Source organism: Vibrio sp. 10N.222.46.A1, assembly GCF_041473595.1.
GTDB classification, from domain to species: Bacteria; Pseudomonadota; Gammaproteobacteria; order Enterobacterales; family Vibrionaceae; genus Vibrio; species Vibrio tasmaniensis_A.
Genome location: NZ_JBFRSN010000544.1, coordinates 1 through 2809, shown reverse-complemented (window position 1 = coordinate 2809; position 2809 = coordinate 1). Strand labels below are relative to the sequence as shown.

At 40.3% G+C, this 2809-nt stretch carries 4 protein-coding genes; 1 reads left to right on the top strand and 3 read right to left on the bottom strand.

Annotation, left to right across the window (positions count from 1 at the left end; genetic code table 11):
* From AB4496_RS15490 to AB4496_RS15480, 3 genes are all read right to left on the bottom strand, one after another.
* Positions 1-565: putative phage abortive infection protein (locus tag AB4496_RS15490; RefSeq protein ID WP_372131308.1), on the bottom strand; the 565-nt coding region annotated here is incomplete at its 3' end.
* 90 nt (positions 566-655) lie between these two features.
* A complete protein-coding gene (locus tag AB4496_RS15485) occupies positions 656-940 on the bottom strand; it encodes a hypothetical protein (RefSeq protein WP_102258087.1) in 285 nt (94 codons plus the stop codon).
* A 152-nt stretch (positions 941-1092) separates the two neighbouring features.
* Complete coding sequence (locus AB4496_RS15480) at positions 1093-1665, bottom strand: BRO family protein (protein ID WP_102258088.1); 573 nt, start codon at positions 1663-1665, stop codon at positions 1093-1095.
* A gap of 421 nt (positions 1666-2086) precedes the next feature.
* On the opposite strand from AB4496_RS15480, the gene AB4496_RS15475 reads away from it, so the two are divergent.
* Positions 2087-2809 (top strand): DUF4062 domain-containing protein (locus AB4496_RS15475; protein WP_372131306.1); only part of this gene is annotated, 723 nt, incomplete at its 3' end.

Genomic DNA, 2809 nt, shown 5'->3' with positions numbered 1-2809 from the left:
GGGCACTATTTAACGCAACTATGTAAATGAGGTCGTTGGAAAGGAATGAACGGAAGATTCTAGAATACTTACGTTGATCGCTGGGGCAGCTTTCATCAATGAACATTAAGACTTGATAAACGACTCTAAGATACTGATGGATCTCATAACTTTCATTGATAGTTGTTCTTGATGACGCTTGGTCAATGAGCCAACTGATACCTAAAGCTCCCAACTTCTCTTTTATGATTGATTCCTTCCCTACTGTCTCACTAGAGATTTTCTCTGCAAGAGTATTATGCTGTTCCAGTAGTAGATTGAACGTGTTCTCAAATGATTGTTGGCGAAAGGTTTTCACAACATAGTACAGCGAACCGATGGCCAATATAGGGGAAAGCAAACCACCAATGTAGCTCCCGAACCCTCCCCAATCTTGAGTGTTATCTGAAATGTTATAACCCCAAAAATTAATTATGTAAGGTGCAGATATAACACTCGTAACCACCGTCACCGCACTCAATATTTTCACTTTTTCATTATTAAAAAAGGCTATTTTTTTTCTAACTAATGCCATTGATTTATTCACACTTTAGGACCTACGGTTATAAGCACTATTGTGTTCAATATTTGAGGGAAATTAAAGCTATTTAGCTTTCATGCTGTGATATGCCGGATATCACATGACAGTAAGGTGTACTTCGTCAATCAAGTCTTGGGCTGAAAGTAGTACTTCTGACTCTTCGGTACTTAGTGGCGCGTTTGCTTGCTGAAGCGCGTACAAGTAATCGAATTTTACGAAGAAGTCGTAGAGTAACGGAGTGATGTTGCTATTGGTTGCGTTTATATATTGCTCTAGTGCTTCGTTCGAACTGTATGACTCTTCATCGCCACCTAGTGCACTGACAATAGATACACGAACGAAATGGAAAAACGGTTCTAATTCTGGTGGGTTAACGACCATTCTAGCTCCCCTTATTAATTTAGCTTCATTCTTATGGGCATTGAAAAATTCGCAAGCACATCTGTTTGGGGAGCCGAGTGACTTAACAAATAACGAGCCTTTACAAATACAAAGCCCTTATTCAAATGGATAAGGGCTTTTGTTTAAGCAAGTTACACAACCATTACCTGGTGCGCTAAATAGATATGAGCGATATGGTCACGCTTAGAGTGATGGCTGGTTAACAGGTCGCTGATTTGGTTTTGGGCAATACGAGAAGAGTGTTCGAGTTGGGCAAAGGTTTCTTTGAGTGCGAGTAATTCATTGTAGCTTTGGTTCTCACGCTGGCTTACGCGTTCGCATGCTTTTTTGGCGTTGTTGAGTAGGGTGGGGTTTTGATTGTTTTGTGGTTGTTGTATTTCTCGATCTAATACGTCCAATACCCATTTGCGGAATTCTTTGGCAGCAGAGGTTCGGCTAAACATCGCGATTAAGTGAGCACCTCGAAGGGAAAATATGCGAGTTGTCTTTTTACGCAAGCTTTTGTTTATTCCGTTCACCGTCAAATTGACGGTCATTGACATTACGCTAGAGAATTCATCTGAATTTCTATCGTAGATACGGCTAACAGAGTCTTCTCTTGCATAACCTAAAGCTTTGGCTATGTCGGTAGCTGATAACCAAACTTGATTATTTTGTTCGACAATATCGAAATGGGTATTTTGGAATGTTAGTGCTGTGGTCATAGTGACCTCCGTAAGTGATCTGTTAAATCACCACGCAAAGGTCCTAAACTTCGGGTGGTGAACTGAACAAGGTTAGGACTACCGCACTTACGAAACGGCCAGCCGAAGCTGCCTCGCCCAGCCCACCATAATGCAGATAGTACGGTTTCTATACGAAACGACTATGTTCTAGTGTGCTGAAGCCGCACATAAAAAAACCAGCAAAAAGCTGGCGTCTATGCGCCGTAAGTTAAAGCAGGGTCCTAAACCTGGCACTGAATTTTGCCAGTGCATAGTTAGAGTAAGGTTGTTAGGGGGAGGGTGTCAACGCTAGTTATCCGAATTTAAAGTATTTAATCGAGGTTTATAGTTGTAAAGCCTTGAAAGTTGATGCATACGACTCAATTATGTATCAAGGTTTCAATTCTAAAAGTAGACGTTTATGGCAATCCCCAAAGTATTTGTAAGTTCTACGTGTTACGACTTACAAGAAGAGCGAGCTCAACTTGAACGCTTTATCACTAACTATGGCTTCCATCCAATATTAAGTGAATATAGTGGTGTTTATTATGATGTAGATGCACACACTCATGAGTCATGTGTTAATGAAGTTGCTCACTGTGATATGTTTGTATTGATCATTTCAGGGCGTTACGGCGGCAAGTTTAAAAATGGTAATGGGGAGTCAATCACTCAAGCTGAGTACAACAAAGCCCGTGAATTAGGTTTACCAATATTTACCTTTGTTAAAGCTGACGTTTCTGCTGCTCAGCATTATTTTAAGGAAAATGTTCGAGCTAATGACGAAGAGTTTGCTAAAAAAATTAATTATCCCGCGATCGAGAAGCAAGCTGATGCTGTCTCTATTTTCAGCTTTATTGATTCTGTACATCGTGCAAGTACTAACAATGGACTTGAGACGTATAAAACTTTTACTGATATAGAAGATCACCTAAAGAAGCAGTGGGCTGGTATGTTCTTTTCCTTTCTTCAGAAACGAAAAGAACAAGATAAAGTCGAAGAAATGACCACTATATTAGAAAAACTCGCGGGGTCATCGACCAAGCTCGAAGTACTTGTTAGTAGCTTGCATGACAACTCGGTTGGTGAAGACAATACTTCAAAGTTACTAGAAAAATCACAACAACATGAAGACTGCGTAAAG

Bases quoted from the DNA above. Each gene is read 5' to 3' on its own strand.
- AB4496_RS15485 (WP_102258087.1), bottom strand. From the start codon at position 940: ATGGTCGTTAACCCACCAGAATTAGAACCGTTTTTCCATTTCGTTCGT.
- AB4496_RS15480 (WP_102258088.1), bottom strand. From the start codon at position 1,665: ATGACCACAGCACTAACATTCCAAAATACCCATTTCGATATTGTCGAA.